We start from the raw sequence: 19,148 nt of genomic DNA on the forward strand, positions 1-19,148 counted from the left end.
TCCGACATGTGCCAAAATGCCTGAACCTTTCGGTTACGGCACTCAGGTTACCTTTGTTCTTATAACGTCACGATATACCTGAAGGAGATTTACGCCGGCGGCACTCCACGTGACTGACGGCCCAATACTCAATCCTCGGGCGCGAAGCTTGTCCAACAGCGCACGATCGTGATGGAGCATCGTAATGTGCTCTGTAAGGGCCTTAACATCCCCGACATGATGCACCAATGCATTTTCCATATGCTTACAAATGTCTGTACAGGCATCGGAAACTAAAGGGACACATCCACTTCCCATAGCTTCAGTGCACACCAAACCAAACCCTTCTTCTATGCTTGGTAGGACGAGAATGTCGCTGCTTCGCATTAGCTCTGGCACATCAGTCCGGTGTCCGAGAACCTGAACACTGGGATGAGCCAGCATCGGTGCTAATTTGTCACGGTAGGCAGGAACAAACTCTCCTGCAATTAAGAACGAGCCGTTTTGAGACGCTGGGGAGTTCAACCACGCTTCTAGAGCATAGTGTAGGCCCTTTCTCACTGCGCATACTCCTACAGAAATCATGGTCAATCCCCGGTCCCGTTCCCTCGGCTTGCTGTTAGGATAGAAACACTTCTCATCATATCCATATATGTGCCGGACGAGTTTTTTGTGTTTAAATCCTTGATCAAGAAAGGTTCGCACTACAAACTCAGACGGACACAAGAGACAATCGGTCAATTCATACTCCATTTCCTCCTTGGCAAGGACATCGGCCTTATAGGCGTGCTCATGGTTTGGCGGTAAGCTTACTCCCAAGCGATTACATTCTTTTTGGACTACCTCATAGGCAAATCGGGTGTGTGCATTTGGTCTTTCCAGAACGGTCGGGATGCCTAATCTCGAAGCGGTTTTTATCGTTCGCAACGAGCCTAGCGGCCAGGCATGGATGATATCGATCTGGCCTGCGAGCTTCTCAATTCTGCGTGACACAATGTAGTCGTGAAGTGCAAACGCTCGCATAGATCCTAGAAGTTTGTAGGGAATTCGAAACCTTCCCCGGGCAAGGGTCGGTTGAACTCTGACATTGGCGGGTACCCCTCTGCTGAGGGCTCCAGGAAAAACCAACAGATCAGCTCCTGCTGCGGCAAGACCATTCACCTGTTGCCAGGCTGTATAACAGATCCTGTCGGCCCCCAGCTTATGTGGAAAACTGTACAGTACTCTGACTTTTCCCGTATTGAGTTTCATTTGCCTTCTGTCCTCGGAAGCTTCCCCCATCAGAGACAGTCGAACGGAAAGCTTTGGCAGTACGACATCAGTTCCGCGAGCTGCCACACGTGGAAGGCGAAGTATGGGGAGCAGGAGACTTCGGACGAGTGATTCAATCGCAGCTACCGGGCGGACGTGCTGCATGCATATGTGTCCGAGTAGCTGGATCAGTCCGAGAGTTCAGTCCAAAAGGATTGCGGAGTGATAGCGAAGAGCGCCTCTTATGCTTCCTGCACAACCTTATGCAGCGCCGAAATGGCCCGGCTATTGTCGAAACTGAATCCCACTTTCAAATCTTCTATGTGCTGAACAGCCTTTTCCAGCTCATAAGCATTTTTTACTACTTTGGTATAACCCAACCTTTCAAGCTCATGATGCAAATCTTCATTCATATCGCGCGGAGTTGGAAGCTCGCGATATCGGTATTCCCTCGGCATCACGATAAACCTCGTCTGATATCTGAGACACAAGGTGCCGATACCCGCACTCGCCTGGTTGATGACATATTTTGCATTTAAAATGAGCTCGGAAATCTTTCCGGGAGAACAAAAGTCAAACACCTCGGCATAACTTGATTCATATTTCGTATGCCCCGCTTGAATGATGACCCTATCTTTGATGAGTCCATTTTTCACCAACTCTTCAACCCCTTGCAGCAATCTCGGAAAGGGTTCTTCCCTGGTCCCTACAGCGACAAATACGTAGTTGGAGTTTTGGGGTTTAGTAATTTTCTCTTGGCGCTTCAGTACTGGTCCAATATAGATCGCATTTTTGTTTCGACGATCTTCCCATTGTGTGTAGATCTTACTCCCTGTTGTGAGCAAAAGTGTCGCAAACATGGAACGCGCATTCACTCTGGAATAGGTTTCAATACAAATGATCTTTTTCCCTAATAGGCGCGAGAGCAAGAATGGAATGAACGCGGTTCGGCCCGATCCGGTCGAGATCACATGGGTCGGCTTTTCTTTAGCAAATATTTTCAACACCGGTACGACCTGGCGTAAATAGGTCCAAGGCTTTTTAAAGTGTGCCATTTCTATATAATATGCCGATTCTTGACTTAGGGGACCCTCCGTTTGTTTATTTCTGTTGGTGATCCAGAAATGATCATACCGGTTATAAAAATCTGACAGATTGGTCATCTGCTCAAAATGCCCACCGGTTGTACAGACCAGGGCAATTTTTATGTTCACATTTTTGCCCATTCATTTCCTCTTTGCTATGGATACTCGACTTTTAGTCCGTTGTCGTTACGAGTTTGCAAACTCAGCTGCGCCGAGAATAATCATGCCATCCACATTAAGCAAAATCTAAGTTGCAAGACGGAACCATACGAACAGCCTCAGTATGGGAGAGGGAATCCGATCCAAAGAAATGAGATTGACGAGAGCTCGGATAGAGTAGACACTATACAAAATCATGGCCGATGTCCCCACGCCGATAGCTAATAGTGTTGGCAGAACGTAAAAACCGCAAAACACTGTCGCGATTAAGGAGAGGAAGAGCAGACCGATTTTACTGTTCGCAGCTGACCAGCGAAACCCGCTGAGTCGCCGGACGACTGGATAGATCAGAAGCCAGTGAAAGACATACGATGTAAAGAATGCGATGCCTGCTCCGTTCAAACCAAATGTGCTCACGCAGATCCACGAAAAACCGATGTTAACGACAGTCCAAGCCAGCTCGACCAAGAAAAAGATTCTTTTCGCTCCTTTTGCCACAATAACAAACCCCATCGGCCACGTGATCACCTGGAGGGTGGTGCCAAGACATATCCAACGCAGGACTTCCACAGCCGCACCAAACTCTGTGCTGTAGAACACAGCGATCACCACGGATGCAAAAGTAAGCGTGGCGATCACGCCGGGCCCCGCCAGCAGGAGGCTGATCTGCGTCTGTTCGTTCACCAACCGGTTGCACTCGGCATTATCCCCAGCCACGCCGGTCAAGCGAGGATAAAAGTCCGCTCCCATGGCCTGCAAAATGAAGCCCACATAGAGGCCACCTAATGTCCATGCAGCGTGATAGTATCCGGCCGCCTCAAGTCCTACCATGCGGAGTACCATCGTGCGGACGGCGTATGCCGCCCCCAGCGTAAAAACTCCGCTTGCCATGAAAGCGAAGCCTAGTTTTAATAATGCGGCTGCTTCATGCCTGACCTGTGATCTCCTCATCGCAGGGAACCCGATCTGTACCTTCCGGCTGTACCACCAAGAGGTAATGAGCGTCACCGCGGCAATGCCGATAAGGGATGGCACCACCCCCTTCTCGCGCAGGAAATACACCAGAGGTATGCTGATCAACAGGCCGAAAAAGGAACCCAAAATCCCCATCCTGGCGAGGTCAGCGATGTACCGCATACCCTGGATCAACGCCCCTTGAGCGCCGGATACTAAGCTGAAGTACACAACGAGAGACAATAGCGCCACGGCGACGGCGTGTTGGTCGTCGCCAAAAGTTACGGCAGATATCTGCCTGGAACACACAACCAGCACAACAGCGCCCAATATTCCCAGGAAGACGGAGGTTCGTCTCAGCACAACAGCGGTTCGTGCGATCCGCTCTGTTTCACCTGAACCGACCGCCTCGGCGATCTGGCGCACGCCACTGCTGTTGATCCCCATGCCAGCAATGCTCTGCGCAAGATTGGCAATCGATCCATACACGCCCATCAATCCGAAACCATCCGGTCCCAGAAGCACCGCCATCGCCTTGGTACGAATAATTCCGATGGCGATGTTGATGGCGGATGCACCGCCGATCACTGCCGAACTCTTTAGAATCTGGCCGTAACTATCTTTCTCGACCGTGGCCACCTTCGTCGTTTCTGTCAAACAATGTGGTGAAGGAGACATAACCTGATTATTGCCGGAGCTGGGTCATGGTTGAAACACGACATCCACCCAGTAGTTGGCCGTAGCATACGTTTGAGTGGGAAAGAGGCTGGAGGATCCATATGCATAGACCCCGTTCCCGCCGGAGACGCCGTTGGCCAGGGCATGGAGCGGCGGGCTGTCCACACCGGTTGTCGCGAAGTAGTTCACGTTCTCACTGTAATGGCCATTGTTCGCATGGTAGGACGCCACATAAACCGTGTTGGCGGTAATGGACACCGGGCTTGAGAAGAGTACCTGCTGCCAGCCGGAGGCCGTCTCTCCTGTGAAGGTGGCTGTCGCCAGCAAGGTTCCGCTGCTCGTCCAGAGGTGAGCGACGTGGGTGCCCGTATTGGTGCTCGCCTTGTAGAAACGGATGCCGGTAATGCTCCCGTTCACATCAGAGCGGAATTTCACCCCTAGCTCCACCGGGCTGTCGGGTCCTCCGTCCACCACGCCAGGGACCATCGTGCCGGGCCAGAGCGTGACAACATTGCTCACAACGATGCTCAAGGGCTTGGTGACCGATTGCCCATTCGCAGCTGTCACCCGTACCGTGAAGTTGAATGTGCCGGTCGCCGTGGGCGTTCCGGAGATGACTCCTGTGCCGCCGGTGAGCGCCAGGCCCGTCGGCAGTGCCCCGCTGTCGATTGACCAGGTATATGGAGTGACTCCGCCGCTGGCTGCTAGCGTGGTCGTGTAGGCCACATTTAGATTGCCAGCGGGCAGGGAGCTCGTGGTAATCGTCAGCGGGGTTGCCTGCACAGTAAGGGTCGTGCTGCCGGTGACAGTCCCCAGTGTAGCCGAGATGGTAGTGCTACCGGCATTGACGGCGGTGGCGAGGCCGGCGCTACTAATCGTGGCCACACTCGTGCTCAAGGACGCCCACGCGACTTGGCTGGTCAAGTTCTGCGTGCTGCCATTGGAGTAGGTCCCGGTGGCGGTGAATGACTGAGTGGCCCCCGTTGAAATCGTGGGATTGGTCGGTGTTACCGCAATGGACGAAAGTGTCGGCGCTGGGCCAGGACTGAACACGACATCCACCCAGTAGTTTGTACTGTTAAATGTTTGGTTCGGAAAGGTGCTTGTGGATCCATACCTATAGACCCCGTTGGCGCCGGAGACGCCGTTGGCCAGAGCATGGAGCGGCGGGCTGTCCACACCGGTTGTCGCGAAGTAGTTCACGTTCTCACTGTAATGGCCATTGTTCGCATGGTAGGACGCCACATAAACTGTGTTGGCCGTGATAGTGACCGGGCTCGAGAAGAGCACCTGCTGCCAGCCGGAAGCGGTCTCCCCCGTGAACGTGGCTGTCGCCAGCTTGGTGCCGGCGCTCGTCCAGAGGTTGGCGACGTGGGTGCCCGTATTGGTGCTCGCCTTGTAGAAACGGATGCCGGTAATGCTCCCGTTCACGTCAGAGCGGAATTTCACCCCCAGCTCCACCGAGCTGTCGGGTCCTCCGTCCACCACGCCAGGGACCGTCGTGCCGGGCCAGAGCGTGACAACATTACTCACAACGATGCTCAAGGGCTTGGTGACCGATTGCCCATTCGCAGCTGTCACCCGTACCGTGAAGTTGAATGTGCCGGTCGCCGTGGGCGTTCCGGAGATGACTCCTGTGCCGCCGGTGAGCGCCAGGCCCGTCGGCAGTGCCCCGCTGTCGATTGACCAGGTATATGGAGTGACTCCGCCGCTGGCTGCTAGCGTGGTCGTGTAGGCCACATTTAGATTGCCAGCGGGCAGGGAGCTCGTGGTAATCGTCAGCGGGGTTGCCTGCACAGTAAGGGTCGTGCTGCCGGTGACAGTCCCCAGTGTAGCCGAGATGGTAGTGCTACCGGCATTGACGGCGGTGGCGAGGCCGGCGCTACTAATCGTGGCCACACTCGTGCTCAAGGACGCCCACGCGACTTGGCTGGTCAAGTTCTGCGTGCTGCCATTGGAGTAGGTCCCGGTGGCGGTGAATGACTGAGTGGCCCCCGTTGAAATCGTGGGATTGGTCGGTGTTACCGCAATGGACGAAAGAGTCGGCGCTGGGCCAGCATTGAACAGCGGATCCACCCAATAGTTTGTACCGTTATAGGTCTGGGTCGGTGCGGTGCTGGTAGCCCCATACGCGTAGGTGCCGGCGATGGCCTGGAGCGAAGAATTGTCCGCGGCCGTCGTCGGGAAGTAGTTCTGATCGAAGCTGTAGTGGCCGTTGGAAGCGTGGTACGACACCGTGTAGACTGTGTTGGCGGTGACACTCACTGGACTCGAGAAGAGCACCTGCTGCCAGCCGGAAGCGGTTTCTGCCGTGAAGGTGGCTGTCGCAAGCAACGTTCCGGTGCTCGTCCAGAGGTTGGCGACGTGGGTACCCGTATTGGTGCTCGCCTTGTAGAATTGGACGCCGGTAATAGTCCCGTTCACGGTAGGGCGGAACTGCAGCCCCAGTTCCACCGGGCTGTCTGGTCCCCCGTCCACCACGGCAGGGACCGTCGAGTCAGACCAGAATCCACATGTCGGGCATGGTGGAGCGGCCCCAACGACCGTCACGCCAATGCCCGCCGAAGGGGTCTCCAGATTAGCACTGTCGTCAACGGCTCGACTCTTGATGATTGTGGAACTCACAGTCGACGGCCGCCAGCTATAACTCCAGCTCTCACGGCCTGTGGCCGGATGCCATGTGGTTCCTCCGTCCGTCGAGATCTCGACTCCGCCCACGACTCCACCCCCGCTGTCCACAGCCGTACCGGTAATGGTTACGATAGTGTCGACTGTGACGGAGGAACCAGCCGATGGAGCAGTGATGCTCGAGTTTGGAGCAGCCTGATCGGTAGAAGCGGTAGCAGCTATAAGCCCTGGCTGCCTGGTCGCTGGCTGCACACCCATATCAGCGAAGAGGTTGACGGTGGCCTGCTGCATACGAATGTCAGTCGTCTGGCCCAAGGTGTCGACATCGTGGTTATTGTCCAGTCCCCAGGCCCAGCGGTAGGTGCCCGCGCTGAATACCAGTGATCCGCTCGGGTGGCGATACAATGTCAGGTGGTGAACCATGCTGCCCGACCCAACAGTGTTCCCGTAGTCCAACAGGATGTTCGACGAGTCGACAGCACTGGTGGTGAGGTGGAACAGGCCGGCTGGGCGAAAACCATTGTCCTCATCGGCATCCAACTCTGCTCCAAGGGACCCGGGAGCTAAGGTGGCGGTCTGCCCAGGATTCAGCGTCGCGATGTTCGTATTGCGCCAGAAGCGCATCCGGCCGTCGGACTGAGGGACCGTCATGGTACCAGTATAGGCGCCAGCGACTTTGGTCAGGGCGCCTACCAGCGCATTCTCCGGCCGTCCGCCATCGGCCGGAGGGCTGAAGCGCGGGTCGCGCCAGGTGCCGGTCCAGGTCGGTGGATCATTCGGATCGATGACGGCGTTGGCCCAGGTTTCCTTGTAGCAGACGAGCGTGCGGTAGGGGACGCTGGCACCATCGATGCTGCTCTCCCATCGCGTCTTCCAGTAGACCGTATTCCCGCTGAAGAAAGCCAAATGGACCCCGGCGGCGCGTGCAGCCTCCATCTTAGCCCGCTGGTTCCCGGACGTGTATTCGTCGTGGCCGTTTGCAAGAAACAACTTGTGATTCAGGATCAACGAGCCGCTGCGGTCTGTGTCCACGTCGGTAAAGTAGGTGACGTCGTACCCATTCGCTTCCAGCCAACGCACCATCGGATACTCGGCGTTGAAGACCCAGGTCTCGGGCTCGAACGCTCTGGTGTAAAAGGGGCGGTTGTAGCTGATCTTGAAGGCTCGGCAATCAGATGCGAAATTCCCATTGCAGCCGTAGAAGTTCTGCGAATAGGTGTTGTACGCCTGCCATGTGGCGTCTGCGGTCTTAAACAGGATATCGGAATGACTGGCGTCGTTACGAACGATGAAGAAAATGTGGCTGGCACCGCCTGTATCAGTGCGGATGACTTTGGCAAAATAAATACCCGATGTTGCATTTGCCGGTACGGCCCATAATGCTGTTTCCGTCCAGTTGCCGCAGTCGGTCAATCCCGTGGATGCAGCATAAATGCAGGGTGGTTGCTGAGGGAAGGCAGAGGGGAAGACTGTGGTAACTTTTCGAGCCCCCATCCCGCCATAGTAGCCCATCCGGTAAATGTCGAGCTGGTAGTTGGAGGTGTTCGCATCGATTTTGAAGTGGACGGTGCCTCCTACATTCACACTAATTTCTGTCGCGAACCCCTGAATGGTCGTGTCACCGATATCGGAGTCGAGATCCCACGTGCTGCTTGGCGTGCCAGTCAGGCAATTCTCTGCTTCGATTGCATTCAGGGGTGACGTGCATGAGCTCGATGCCTCTCTGACAGAAAATACCGACAGAAGCAATGTGATGGAAGAAATCGTTAGCAGCCACCCAGCTACTCGGCTAAGCTGTTGTTTCATGATAAAGTTTTTCTCCATTTTGCTTTAACTCTTCTTATCGTCCGAAGCTGCCTGGCAGGTATACCTCGCGTCAAAATCATTCCTACGAATCGTTGGAAAAACAGCTCATAATCGCTCTTGCGGGATTACCAACCGCAACGGTCTCTCTTTCAATATCCGAAATCACGTTCGAACCCAATCCGACAAGTGATCGTTCTCCAATCCGAATATTCTCGCGTATCTTGACACCGGACCCGATATAGCACTCGGAGCCAATGCAGACCGAACCCGAAATCGATACATTGGAGCCGATGCAACCATAATCGCTGATGCCGCTATCATGCGCGAGGACCGTATTCGGGAGAACGATGCAGTGATTGCCAATCCGACTCCCGCAACTGACGACCACATGGGCCATCAGCAGCGTGTTGTATCCGATTGTCGCGTCAGGGGCTCGCACCACCGAGGGATGAAGGATGGTTGCAAAGCGAGACTTGTCGAGGAACAGGCCGTCGATGATGGTCCTACGCCTCAAGTATCCTCTTGGACTACCAGGGACTGCGAGAACGTACGCACCCTCATACGCATTCAGCAATTCCCTGCCACCCAATACCTTTATCCCGCAATAGTCTCTTCCGTGGACGGAGTGATCATCGTCGAGAAAGCCCACAATGTCCCATTCTGGTCGAATGCTGTTGATCGCAAAGACAGATATGAGGGCTTCCTTTGCGTTGCCGCCGAAGGGAAAGAGAAGAAGCTTCTTAGACATCTTTGATTCCCTTCATAACGGATTCTACTTCTGTCTGAGTCATGCCGGCGTAGAGCGGCAGAAGAAGCACCGAATCTCTCGCCTGCTCCGAGTATGGAAGCGAGAACTTCGAGGTGTAGGCGGGTTCTTGATGGGCATTCATGATCCCGCGGCGTGACGAGATGCCCACATCGAGCAAGCACTGCATCAACTCATCGCGACGCACCGGTGAGTGGTCCAATACCTTGACTGGATAGCTCTGCCAATTGCTCCTACAATAGGAGGGTTCATGAGGCGGCTCCAGCCAAGAGATATCTTTCAATTTTTCACGATACAAGGCGGCAAGCTGTTTTCGCTGTTCCAGGAATCCGGGCAACCTCTTGAGTTGTTCGATCCCTATGGCGGCCTGAACGTCGGTCATTCGGTAATTAAATCCCGTCGTGACATAGTCTTCAAAAATGATCTTGCTGGCACTATGTCTTACGGTATCCGGCACCGTCATGGCATGCTGGCGCAAGAGACGAAACTTTTTGTCATATTCGCTGTCGGCAGTCGTGATCATTCCTCCGTCGCCGGTAGCGACGATTTTCCGGGGGTGAAATGAGAAACAGGCGATGTCGCCATGGGGCTTCCCGATTCTTTCCCAATCGCCTGCCATGTTGATTTCACTGCCTATCGCACATGCCGCATCTTCAATCACGGGAAGGTTGAACTCTTTGGCAAGAGCAAGAATGGCGCGTAAATCACAGGGCATTCCCATTTGATGAACAGGCAGGACAGCTGCGACTCGCCCCATCTCGCCTTTTTGCACACCCGATGTCTTGGCAAGGAGGTGGCATAGAGGCGACTCGCCGACGGCGAGTCGTGCGACATCGCGATAGTAGAGTTTTCCGTTGACGACATCGCTTTCCTCCCGAAAGCACTGCTCCAGGCATTTCGCAGACATGTTATAGGTCCGCGGGTCGATGTCGACAAAGACCGGCTCAGCGCCGCAATACCGAATTGCATTGGCTGTGGCGATAAAGGAGTGGCTGACCGTCATCACCACATCTCCCGGCTTTACGCCGACGGCAAGAAGTGCAAGATGCAGGGCGGTCGTACAACTCGAAACGGCGCAAGCGTACGGCGTGCCTACGTAGGACGCGAAGGCTTCCTCAAATTGCCTTACCTTTGGCCCCTGGGTCAGCCATCCCGAGAGAATAACCTCTCTTACCGCAGCAGCTTCTTCCTCTCCAAGGAATGGTTTAGCGATTGGAATCATCTGTTTCTTGCCTCTACGTTACAGTTTCCTCGCATTCCCACAGAGACCTTCTATGCCCTATCCTTGGCTGCTAAGGCCTCTGTCCGCCAGGCGATCAGGCGCCTCACCCCTTCTTCCACGCTGACCTTTGCCTTGAAGCCGAGAAGGTCTTCTGCTTTCTTGGTGTCGGCCAGCCGACGGGGAACCGGATTGACCGCACGCGCGGGGAGAAACTCCGGCTTCAGGACAGACCCCGTGACGTTGAGGACCGCAGTAAGGAGTCCCAGGAGGCTTGTCTCGGTCCCACTCGCGACGTTGAACACTTCGTCGGTGATCTCGGATTCCATTGCGGTGATATTGGCGTCGGTCACGTCATCGATATACACGAGATCCATGGTTTGAAGGCCGTCTCCGTAAATCACGGGAGACTCACCGACAGCAATCTTGTCGAGCCATCGAATGAGGACCTCTGTATACTTGCCGTGAATGTCCATACGGGGTCCATACACGTTGAAGTAGCGTAGTGCGACATACTGCAGGCCGTACATATCTGCGAACGAACGCGCCATTCCTTCACCAGCCATTTTGGCGGTCCCATACAGCGTGCGGTTGTTGAAAGCATGATGATTTTCGCTGGTGGGGAACACATCAGCCAATCCATACACGGAGGCCGAGGAGGCATAGACAAGCCTGCCGACTTTCTGCTCCGCCACAGTTTGGAGCACATTGTGGGTGCCGACCAGCATCACCTCCATCGCCTCCCGCGGGTTGTCGGCACAGGCGGTAATCCTCAATGCGGCCATATGAAAGACTCCGTCAACTCCGGTCGCGAGTTCTCTCAACAGATCGAGGTCACGAATGTCCCCCTTCACCAGCCTGACCCGTCGATCCTTCAGCGCAGATTCGATATTGTGTATGCTTCCCCGGACGAAATTATCGAGCAAGATGATCTCAGAAGCTCCTTTTGCCAGGAGCCGATCGGTGATATGAGACCCCATCAATCCCGCGCCGCCCGTGATCAAAAACCTATTGCCTTTGATTTGCATGGTTGCTCCTCGAAGCTATCACGACAAGGTCTATTCGAATCAGGTATCCTTCGAACGACAAATCATCAGGAAGCTTGGTCTATCTCAGCTCAATTCACTGATGGAGTTGACGGAAAGAGACTTCAGAACCTCCGTCGCCACTCTCTCCTGCTGGTCCGGGGTGAGTCCAGGGAACATCGGTAGCGACAAAATATGTGCCGCTGACTTCTCGGCGATCGGAAAGTCCCCGAGCCGGAGACCGAGCTCTTCATAGGCTTTCGTCAGGTGCAGCGCCACCGGATAGTGAATCCCCGTTCCGATGCCCACCTCGCTTAGCTGCTGCTGAAGCCGAGCACGGTCCTCGACCTGCACAACATAGAGGTGGTAGACCGATCGCGCCCAGCTCGGCTGATGCGGCAACGTCACGATGCCTTCTGCCCCGGCGAATAATTTGTTGTAACGCTCCGCCACCTGTCGGCGCTGTTCATTCCATTTCGCCAAATGCTGGAGTTTCACGCGCAGGAATCCCGCCTGGATAGCGTCAAGGCGACCGTTGTAACCTTCAATATCGTGGAAATATTTCTTTGATTGCCCATGGTCGCGCAAGAGTCGGCACGTATGGGCCAGCTGTTCGTCATTGGTGGTAATCGCTCCCGCTTCGCCGCAGGCGCCGAGATTCTTGCCGGGATAAAAGCTGAACGCGGCCGCCTGTCCCATCGAGCCGGCTTTGCGCCAGCGATTGTCCTTCTGTGAGAAATACTCTGCCCCCTGTGCCTGACAGGCGTCTTCTATCACCTTGAGATTATATTGAGTAGCCAGGTCAAGGATGGCATCCATATCCGCCATCTGGCCGTAGAGATGGACGGGAACGACGGCCGTTACCGGCTTACCAGTCGCATTGTGAAAGATTTGTTGTGTCTTCGTATTCCACCTGCACTTGTGCTCCAGGTACTCACGCAATTTGCAAGGATCCATCGCATAGGTTTGTGGATCGATGTCGACGAAATCCGGTTGAGCGCCCGCCTGGGAAATCGCCTCGGTCGTGGCGATAAACGTATTGGGAACCGTGATAACAATGTCGCCGGACCTCACACCGGCGGCAATCAAGGCAAACCGAAGGGCGTCTGTGCCGCTGCCGACACCGACACAGAATCGGGCCTCGCAGAACCGGGCAAAGTCTTCTTCAAATCCCTGCACCATCGGCCCGCCGATAAATCCAGCGCTCTTCAGAGTGGCCTTCAACACGTCGACCAATTCATCTTGCAACTCCCGATGAACCGTGACCAGATCCAGAAACGGGATGTTTTCGTTAGTCATTGTTGCTCCCTTGGTTCGAAATATCGCACCACCTTGCCTGGATTTCCCGCGACGACGGCATGCGCCGGCACATCCTTTGTCACGACCGCACCGGCCCCGATCAGCGCCTGTTCCCCGATCACCACATTGGCAAGAATCGTCGCGCCGGACCCGATGGATGCGCCCCGCCTCACCAATGTGGTTTCGACTCTCCAATCCGCCTCAGTCTGTAGAGAACCCGCTTCGGTGGTCGCTCGAGGAAAGGTGTCATTCACAAACGTGACGTTATGTCCGATAAAGACTTCGTCTTCGATCGTCACGCCCTCGCAGATGAAGGTATGGCTTGAGATTTTACATCGTTTGCCGACCTTGGCCTTCTTCTGAATCTCAACAAACGCCCCGATTTTGGTGTCGTCGCCCACCTCACACCCATAGAGATTAACGAACTTGGAGAATTTCACATTGCTCCCAACCTTGACATCGGGCGCGATGCAGAGATATCCGTTGATCGGTGGCGCGCTCATCTCCGATTCCACGGCGCGAAGCGGAAGATGGCTAGCCAATTCACTGTCAAGCTGGGTGCCAAGGTCCGTCTGTCCAGGTGCTCGCTCCGTCGTGTGTTCCATCGAATCCTCCAAAAAGAATGAGTTCAGCCGCCATAAGGCCCTACGTATTACGAGTGGGCGCAGCTGATGTCGGAATTAGGAAGTGAGAATTATCGCGGGCGGTAACTGTCGACGTGAGCCGTCAGAACGATTACCGCCTCACGCTTTCGATTGGACGGTCCTGATCGTAGGGCATCGTATAACCGTACAAATGGTTCGGCATACTCCGGGCATCGAGTCCGTTGAGAATCACTTGCCGTTGCTCGGTCAGACCCAGCATCGTGAAGGCCTTTTGCACCAGGTGTTTGGGCGAATGTCCGGCGCGGATGACCAACACAAGCTCATCAGCCAAACTTGCCAAGATACCCATGGTCGCACTGGACAAGACAGGCGGCGTATTGATGATGAGATACTGAAATTTCGCGCGAAGCTCCGGCAGCATCCCTCTCAGCTGTTGAATCCTTTCAAGCTCATTACATTCGCCACCCGCTCCGCCGGCCGCCAGGATAAAGCATGGATAGTCGTCGATCGCCGACACACAGTCTTCGAGTGAAGCCTGAGCTTCCAAGCACTCGATCAACCCTGCTCGCATGGGCACGCCGGCATAGTGATGGAGGGCCGGCCGTTGAAAGTCGCAATCGATGAGCAGGGTCTTTTTTTTGAAGTCTCGCGCAATGGTGTAGCCTAGATTTACCACCGTGGTCGTCTTGCCTTCGCCCATCAACGCGCTGGTGATTTCGACAACCGTAGACTGGCGTCCTTCGGTGGAAAGGACCAGTTTCGTGGCAGCCATCCGATATTGTTCGGCGGCAATCGAACGAGGTTGCCACTTGGCGACCAGATCCATGATTGCTGAGGTGATCTCATTCCTATTTCCGGATGAAGCCCAATGCATGCCATTCTCCGCTATTTTTACCGCCGGCACGGCGGGATTATCGTCGCCGGTCACCCGAGGGCCAACTTTCGACAGCGCGCTGATTTGAAGGCTCAAGGTAAAGAACTGGGGCACAGTCGCCAACACGTGGATGCCGGGCAGAATTTCCACCTCTTCTCGACGTCGAAAGGTCGGATTTAACAGATCCAGGCCGATCGCAAGACCGACGCCGAGTCCGCATCCTCCTACCAGACCTAAAATCATGATCACTAACCGATTTGGTTTCTCGGGCTTCTGCGGCAGATTCGCTTCGTCCAGCACACGGAACTGTTCCCCTTGCTGACGCTTTTCAAGATTTTCCGCTACGCGGGCATTCAATCGTTTGTCCAGCAGAGCTTGGTAGTTCTTTTTCCTGTTTTCATAGTCGCGCACCAAGATCATCAACTCCTGCTCGCGAGACGGTATCAGTTCGACACGCCGATCCGTATCCTTGATTTGTTCCACGAGCCTGGTTCTACGATCCCTGATCGCTGACAGATCAGCGCGCAAATCATTTTGCTGCTTCAATAGCTCTCTCAAATAAGGATCAAAGGTTTTTGAAGGATTATAGGTCCTTGCGCTCTCGCCGTCCTTGTCGGTCGTCTGCGCGCTGTATTTCTCTGCCAGCTGAGCCTTGACGTCTTCAATCTCCTGCTTCGTATCGGCGATGTCGGGATAGGTCTCCTTCCACTCGGCCCGGAGCGAGATCAGCCGCCGCTCCAATTCCTGCAATCGAACCGCCAGCGGATCCATCGCCGTATTCACCGTCTTGGGATTGTCGGAATTCGCACCGGTGCCCCCACTGACCTCGTACTCCTTGATCAACGTTTCGACCCTGCTCAGTCGATCGGTTTGACCGTGCAGCAGGTCATCCGTCGAGGTCAGTTCCATTTGCAGCCGATCCAGCGTTCGTAGATTCGTCTCCATTTGCTCCGGCAACTGGCCCATGTGTTTTGACTTATACTTGCTGATGGCCTCTTCTTGTGCCTCCAGAGCTTTCTTCGCCTCGAACAATTCTTGCTCGAGAAACACGGATACCCCGGTCACGAGCTGCTCCCGCACATTGACATTTTCTTCAATAAACAACGACGCGAGTTTTGCCGTCACCTTCATAGCCGTCCTCGGATCTTCATGGGCAAAGGAAAGGGTGACCGCCTCGACGCTCTTGCCTGATGAACCGAGGGTGCCTACGGTCTCCACTTTGATCATTTTGCGGAATGTCTCAATGGCCGACTCGATGCCTTCACGCTCGACCTGTCTCTCATAGAGATTGTACTCGTCTAAAATCTGACTCAGGATGGTTCGGCTCATCACCTGTTGTTGAATCATCGTGAGGCGCTGTTCGACGTTGGCTCCTCCGATGCCCTTGACATAATCCTCCGGGATCTTCTGATTTTCAATCAGGATCAGGGTGTTGGAGCGATAGCTTCTTGGCAGAACTACGCAGAGCATTGCCGCGATGGCGATCCCGGCCACGATAGAGCCGAGCACGAGCCATTTCCGACGGAGGATGGTGCCCCAATACTCCCGTATCTGCACCGACAACGGCTCTCCCATTGACTCGTGCACAGCAGATCCCGTGGTTTTGTTCACACTCATTTCCACTCCGCCACCAAGCTGAGTTGGACGATATTCCGATCAAACGGGAAGCTTCCGGACGCCGAGACCTGCTGGAATTGACTGCGGGTATAGGACAGGGTGGTGGTGAAGGTCTTACTAATCACGTAATTGAGGCTGGGTGAAACTACATAAGATTGAAAGTGTAAGGGCGGACCACCCGACACGGAGTTGTTGACTGCGTAACTCCCGCTCACCGACAGAGACAAGGGATCGGTTATCTGACGCCTCACCGTTGCACTTACGACTTGGCTCACCACCGGCGTCGCCGCCCCCAGGAAGCTCGGTGCGATATTTCGCGAATAGGACACCTGAAGGGCCGTGTACTCTCCACTCCACTCCAGGGAGGCAGCGGCCACTGGCTGCACGGTGCTGTTCGGGCTTACCGCTACGAACCCTCCGGCGACTCTACCCTGAACTGCGGGACTCATCGATCTGGCCCAGTTTGCGGTGGCTCCTTGCAAGGAAAATCCGCCTTGGGTACCCCCAGGACCGAACGTTCCCCGTTGATACTGGTGGACGAGCGAGACGGTGTCGGACGGCGATGGTTTGGCCTCCAGTCCTGATGCCACAGATTGAAAATCGGTATCGATAAGGCTTGCCTGAGCGGATCCGCCCGGAGCGGCAATTGGCTCTCCAAATCGCAATCGTTGGTCGGTATAGGTCGAGGTGACGCTCATCCATGGAGTGAGGGAATAGGAACCCTGCACCCTGGCGGTATTCCGGAAGGAGTTCGCTCGCTGTGCTTGAATTCCCGGTACAAACGCTTCTGAAATTTGGCTCCCACTGGTTGGAGGACCAAACGCCACCAGTTGAGGTGTGTAGACGAAGGAGTCGGTCACGTGTAATCCCAGCCCCTGGACAAGCCGGTTCATCGCACCGTCCAGGTTCAGATCCACAGATCCATTGCCCCCCACGTAACTGAGGTCAGGGTTCTTGGCATAGACTTCCCCTGTCGCTCCTCCACTGACCACTCCTTTCACCCACTGACTCCTGCGGATCACTCTCAACTGCGGCGAAACCGTCGTGACATAGTCCTCAAGATTCGACCCAGCGACAAAGAAGACGTTGCTGTCATACCGCTCAGCCATCCGAAGCGACGGGATGATCTGCGTATCCGGCTCGGTAGAGGATTGCGCCTGCACCCGATCAGGAATTTGGATCGTCATTCCATACATAGCAACCAGGACAAGGCAGATTCTCATCCCACGGCCTTGCCATCCCATGCCTCTTTACCATGCTCTACCAGGCACTACGACCATGTCGCCGGTCTTCAACACAAAATCTTTGATTTCTCCGTCTCCAGACAGCAGATCATCATACCGAGCAGGAATCTTGAATTCTTTGGAGCGGCCATCTTGCCCAACCACCGTGCGGCGGACTTGCATGTTGTTCTTCGCGGCATAAGTATTGAACCCACCTGCCATGGCGATCGCTTGCAGGACCGTTGCGCGCGACTTGAATTGATACTTACCCGACTTCGCAACGTCTCCCAAGACATACACATAGTAACTGTTGACCTCTTTGACTTTGACATGCACGGACGGCTTCTCCTTATATTCTTTCAGCCGTTCAGCAATGTGTGCGGCTAGCTCCTGGGCTGTTCGTCCACTCGCCATGACTTCTCCGATCAACGGCATCGAAATATGGCCGTCGGGCCGCACGACGACATCTTTCTGTGTCAGCTCTTCACTGTGCCACACTGCGATGTCGAGCACGTCCTCAGGTCCCAGTACAAAATCCTTCTTTGCGCTGTTAGCTTCGGCGATGACTTCGGCAGATGGTCCGGCGCAACCGACCGCACTTATCGTTATTGCGAGAATCAGCACGCCGATGAACGCTCTGACCATGCCCATCTCATTCCTGTTCATGGCGAGAGCACCATGGACTCCGAGGGCACGACGACTTGATCGCCCAATTTCATCGCTTCGCTCGATACCCACAGGCATAACCATTCAATTCTTTGACGACAATCGCCTCCTAACAATCTCCCCTCACATCTCTGATCAAGGCTGCCCGGAGTGTCGCATAATCAAGCGTGAGCTCCGCAAACTGTTTTTTCAGCTGTCGATGTTCATCCTCGAGTGAGCGTAACCGCTCTTTATTATCCAGTTGTCGTTCCTTGATCAACTTCGCCCGCCACCGGTAGAGAGTGCTTATGGAAATCCCATACCGACGTGAGATCTCTCCGGCCATGTGACCGGAGTCCAGTTCCGAGATCATGCGTTGTATCTGATCTCGAGTAAAGCGGAGTTTGGGCATGAGTGCTATTTCCCCTGTCGTCATCCCATATCCGTAGAATGGGTGAAGGGGAAAAGAGAAGGTTCACTGCACAGACACAATCTCGTCGGTTGCTATGTGGATGAGCGCGGCCCGTTGCAGGAGGGAGGCACGGATCACCAGCCCCTGGTGACTGACTCGTCGTACGAGTTGGCCGCGGAGGCCGACGAGCGGACCTCGTATCACTTCTACCCATGCGCCTTCCGTCAGATAGTCGCACGGTTCCATCATACGGTTGACCGACGACACTTGCTGCAGAACGGCAATTTCTTCTGCTGGAATGGGTTCGGGTTTCAAGGCACCGACAATGCGAACGACACCCGGTGTCTGGAGAACGGCCAGACTTCCCGCTATCGCAAAGTTGGCAAAGCAATACCCGCTAAATAGTGGAAGCGTCGTCCACACTTTGCGGTCGGACCATTGGCGGCATTGCTTGCCCAATGGAAGCAAGGGTTCGATGCCCACCGCCAGCAGCCGGTCCCGCACCTGTTTCTCGTGGCGAGAATATGTCTGAATGGCATACCATTGGCGATCGGTCTTCGATACTGTTACTTGTTCTATCTCCGGTACCCTTACCTGTGTGTACCGTGCAGCGCGCTCTTCTTTACTGGCAGTAGTCATAGCTTCGCCCCGTGAGCCCCAGTCTCTTTTCATAAAAATGCGGCTGTTCAGCCGCAAGAAGGAGGACCTATTGGCCCTACTAGTACCAGGGAACATTGGCCTTACGCCATCAGACAAATGTCGAGTTTTCGTGTACTCGCCGCCAGCACTTTTGTCCGAACGATTGGCTTTCAGGACCGTCGCGTCTCATCGACAGCTGGAACTAGTTTATTCCGAAGCAACTCTCCTAACTTCCATTACCAATAGCGTTGAGATCGGCTGTGTTGAATTGGCAATCACCTCCT

The 19,148-nt window shown here is 54.7% G+C and carries 14 protein-coding genes; all 14 read right to left on the minus strand.

The features are described from left to right. Window positions 1-42: 42 nt before the first annotated feature. Window positions 43-1,230, minus strand: coding sequence for a glycosyltransferase family 4 protein (locus P0120_02605; GenBank protein ID MDF0673222.1), 1,188 nt, complete (start codon window positions 1,228-1,230; stop codon window positions 43-45). 242 nt (window positions 1,231-1,472) lie between these two features. After that, complete coding sequence (locus tag P0120_02610) at window positions 1,473-2,456, minus strand: hypothetical protein (protein MDF0673223.1); 984 nt, start codon at window positions 2,454-2,456, stop codon at window positions 1,473-1,475. Between the two features lie 105 nt (window positions 2,457-2,561). After that, entirely contained in the window at window positions 2,562-4,106 is a 1,545-nt protein-coding gene (locus P0120_02615) for an O-antigen translocase (protein MDF0673224.1), read from the minus strand. Window positions 4,107-4,130: 24 nt separating this feature from the next. Continuing rightward, window positions 4,131-8,540, minus strand: coding sequence for a DUF4082 domain-containing protein (locus P0120_02620; GenBank protein MDF0673225.1), 4,410 nt, complete (start codon window positions 8,538-8,540; stop codon window positions 4,131-4,133). Window positions 8,541-8,622: 82 nt separating this feature from the next. Further along, window positions 8,623-9,288 carry a NeuD/PglB/VioB family sugar acetyltransferase gene (locus tag P0120_02625; GenBank protein MDF0673226.1) on the minus strand — a complete coding sequence of 222 codons (666 nt, stop codon included), beginning with the start codon at window positions 9,286-9,288 and terminating at the stop codon, window positions 8,623-8,625. Further along, complete coding sequence (locus P0120_02630; protein ID MDF0673227.1) at window positions 9,281-10,528, minus strand: DegT/DnrJ/EryC1/StrS family aminotransferase; 1,248 nt, start codon at window positions 10,526-10,528, stop codon at window positions 9,281-9,283. Before P0120_02630 ends, P0120_02625 begins: the two co-directional genes overlap by 8 nt. Before the next feature lie 50 nt (window positions 10,529-10,578). Continuing rightward, complete coding sequence (locus tag P0120_02635) at window positions 10,579-11,553, minus strand: NAD-dependent epimerase/dehydratase family protein (GenBank protein MDF0673228.1); 975 nt, start codon at window positions 11,551-11,553, stop codon at window positions 10,579-10,581. Window positions 11,554-11,637: 84 nt separating this feature from the next. Then, complete coding sequence (locus tag P0120_02640) at window positions 11,638-12,849, minus strand: DegT/DnrJ/EryC1/StrS family aminotransferase (GenBank protein MDF0673229.1); 1,212 nt, start codon at window positions 12,847-12,849, stop codon at window positions 11,638-11,640. Continuing rightward, entirely contained in the window at window positions 12,846-13,454 is a 609-nt protein-coding gene (locus P0120_02645) for an acyltransferase (GenBank protein MDF0673230.1), read from the minus strand. Before P0120_02645 ends, P0120_02640 begins: the two co-directional genes overlap by 4 nt. Window positions 13,455-13,584: 130 nt before the next feature. After that, a complete protein-coding gene (locus P0120_02650; protein MDF0673231.1) occupies window positions 13,585-15,945 on the minus strand; it encodes an AAA family ATPase in 2,361 nt (786 codons plus the stop codon). Next, window positions 15,942-17,168, minus strand: a complete 1,227-nt coding sequence (locus tag P0120_02655) for an outer membrane beta-barrel protein (protein ID MDF0673232.1) — start codon at window positions 17,166-17,168, stop codon at window positions 15,942-15,944. Before P0120_02655 ends, P0120_02650 begins: the two co-directional genes overlap by 4 nt. A gap of 27 nt (window positions 17,169-17,195) precedes the next feature. Beyond that, entirely contained in the window at window positions 17,196-17,813 is a 618-nt protein-coding gene (locus P0120_02660; GenBank protein MDF0673233.1) for a polysaccharide export protein, read from the minus strand. 130 nt (window positions 17,814-17,943) lie between these two features. Then, on the minus strand, window positions 17,944-18,249 hold the full coding sequence (locus tag P0120_02665; protein ID MDF0673234.1) for a transposase: 306 nt from the start codon (window positions 18,247-18,249) through the stop codon (window positions 17,944-17,946). A 39-nt stretch (window positions 18,250-18,288) separates the two neighbouring features. Beyond that, window positions 18,289-18,864 (minus strand): transcription termination/antitermination NusG family protein, encoded by a 576-nt coding sequence (locus P0120_02670; protein MDF0673235.1) that lies wholly within the window; start codon window positions 18,862-18,864, stop codon window positions 18,289-18,291. Between the last annotated feature and the right edge of the window lie 284 nt (window positions 18,865-19,148).

Origin of the sequence: Nitrospira sp. (assembly GCA_029194675.1) — a bacterium.
Classification (GTDB): Bacteria; Nitrospirota; Nitrospiria; order Nitrospirales; family Nitrospiraceae; genus Nitrospira_D.

Excerpts from the sequence above, each read along its gene's own strand:
- P0120_02630 (MDF0673227.1), bottom strand. The coding sequence starts at position 10,528 with ATGATTCCAATCGCTAAACCATTCCTTGGAGAGGAAGAAGCTGCTGCG.
- P0120_02650 (MDF0673231.1), bottom strand. The coding sequence starts at position 15,945 with ATGAGTGTGAACAAAACCACGGGATCTGCTGTGCACGAGTCAATGGGA.
- P0120_02625 (MDF0673226.1), bottom strand. The coding sequence starts at position 9,288 with ATGTCTAAGAAGCTTCTTCTCTTTCCCTTCGGCGGCAACGCAAAGGAA.
- P0120_02660 (MDF0673233.1), bottom strand. The coding sequence starts at position 17,813 with ATGGTCAGAGCGTTCATCGGCGTGCTGATTCTCGCAATAACGATAAGT.
- P0120_02645 (MDF0673230.1), bottom strand. The coding sequence starts at position 13,454 with ATGGAACACACGACGGAGCGAGCACCTGGACAGACGGACCTTGGCACC.
- P0120_02670 (MDF0673235.1), bottom strand. The coding sequence starts at position 18,864 with ATGACTACTGCCAGTAAAGAAGAGCGCGCTGCACGGTACACACAGGTA.
- P0120_02655 (MDF0673232.1), bottom strand. The coding sequence starts at position 17,168 with ATGAGAATCTGCCTTGTCCTGGTTGCTATGTATGGAATGACGATCCAA.
- P0120_02605 (MDF0673222.1), bottom strand. The coding sequence starts at position 1,230 with ATGAAACTCAATACGGGAAAAGTCAGAGTACTGTACAGTTTTCCACAT.
- P0120_02620 (MDF0673225.1), bottom strand. The coding sequence starts at position 8,540 with ATGAAACAACAGCTTAGCCGAGTAGCTGGGTGGCTGCTAACGATTTCT.
- P0120_02610 (MDF0673223.1), bottom strand. The coding sequence starts at position 2,456 with ATGGGCAAAAATGTGAACATAAAAATTGCCCTGGTCTGTACAACCGGT.
- P0120_02640 (MDF0673229.1), bottom strand. The coding sequence starts at position 12,849 with ATGACTAACGAAAACATCCCGTTTCTGGATCTGGTCACGGTTCATCGG.
- P0120_02635 (MDF0673228.1), bottom strand. The coding sequence starts at position 11,553 with ATGCAAATCAAAGGCAATAGGTTTTTGATCACGGGCGGCGCGGGATTG.
- P0120_02615 (MDF0673224.1), bottom strand. The coding sequence starts at position 4,106 with ATGTCTCCTTCACCACATTGTTTGACAGAAACGACGAAGGTGGCCACG.
- P0120_02665 (MDF0673234.1), bottom strand. The coding sequence starts at position 18,249 with ATGACGACAGGGGAAATAGCACTCATGCCCAAACTCCGCTTTACTCGA.